This is a genomic window from Ferroplasma sp. Type II, from assembly GCF_000496155.1.
The window spans coordinates 3,238-4,287 of sequence record NZ_KI542793.1 but is presented as its reverse complement, the minus strand read 5'-3'; the positions used below and the strand labels follow the sequence as shown (position 1 = coordinate 4,287).

The following is a 1,050-nucleotide window of genomic DNA, read 5'->3' as shown; positions in this document are numbered from 1 at the left end:
TTATGTAAGTCGTACCTTCTTCTCCGATGAAGCTGAAATACTGGTGTCTGGCCTTGCTCAGCTTGCTCTTGACCATAACAGTAGCGGGAATCTTGTCAAACTGTATTTCATCTGACAGCTTCAGTTCCTTGAGGTCACCAAGCCTGAGGCCGTCCGTGCCTTCATAGTCGCCAAGAGATTCCGGCCGTAGCCCGGAGAATGCCATGATTGCTATGGCTACCCTGCCTCTTGAGGTAGCCTTCCTCAGTATCCTTGCCAGTTCCTCCTTGCTCGGAACTCTCTCGTTAACGATTGTGGGTGTTTCGTTTTCCCCGGATATGTTAACGGTTAACTGCAAACGGATATCGTTAAACTTCAGCCATGATAAAATGACCTTCTTGAACCTTGCAATGTATGATCCTGCCTTGCCCTCCTTCTCAAGCTTCCTGACAAAGTCCGTGAATTCATACCTGAAATCCTTTTCATTAGCTCTGGCTTTCTTCAGGATTTCCTTTGGTGTTATATTGGTAAGCTCGCAGTAATGTCCTAAATTCCTCAAAGCTACTGTTGCCGTTAAGACAGATTTCGCTTTCAGGTTCTCAAACCATCTTCGTACATCATCGTCCAGAAGCAGTTCTCTATACTTCGGTTGCATGGTCATGAGAACATAACGAATAGTGGCATAAAAGGTATTCGATTAATAGATTAAATGGACCGGTCGGGATTTGAACCCGAGCCCTCTTGCTTGCGAAGCAAGCGATCTACCGCTGATCTACCGGCCCTAGTTGATCTCACTGCCGATATATGACAATTTGGCCAGAAGTGCATCCATCTGTATATTGTCTGTGCCCCCTTCAACTATCCTGAACTCAGCCTCGGCCAGTGCCATTATGATTTCAAGCTTCTGCTTATATGCAATCTGCTCGCTTCTTATGGATGAGTGCATACCTTTTATTATATCTATTCCTGATAAACCATATTCTATGAGCATCTTGTCAAGATAGTTCCTGGCATCGTTGAAATTGCCCTCTATGGCCATATTAATAAGATTCTTATACTCATCCCTGTTAA

1 tRNA gene and 2 pseudogenes are annotated in these 1,050 nt (G+C 44.6%); all 3 read right to left on the bottom strand.

The window, feature by feature from the left end:
- Positions 1-634: pseudogene (locus AMDU4_RS11590) on the bottom strand (site-specific integrase); the annotation flags it as partial.
- Between the two features lie 55 nt (positions 635-689).
- Positions 690-761: transfer RNA gene (locus AMDU4_RS11585), tRNA-Ala, on the bottom strand.
- Positions 761-1,050, bottom strand: a pseudogene (locus AMDU4_RS11580) (Replication factor C small subunit); the annotation flags it as partial. The gene AMDU4_RS11585 and the pseudogene AMDU4_RS11580, both read right to left, overlap by 1 nt.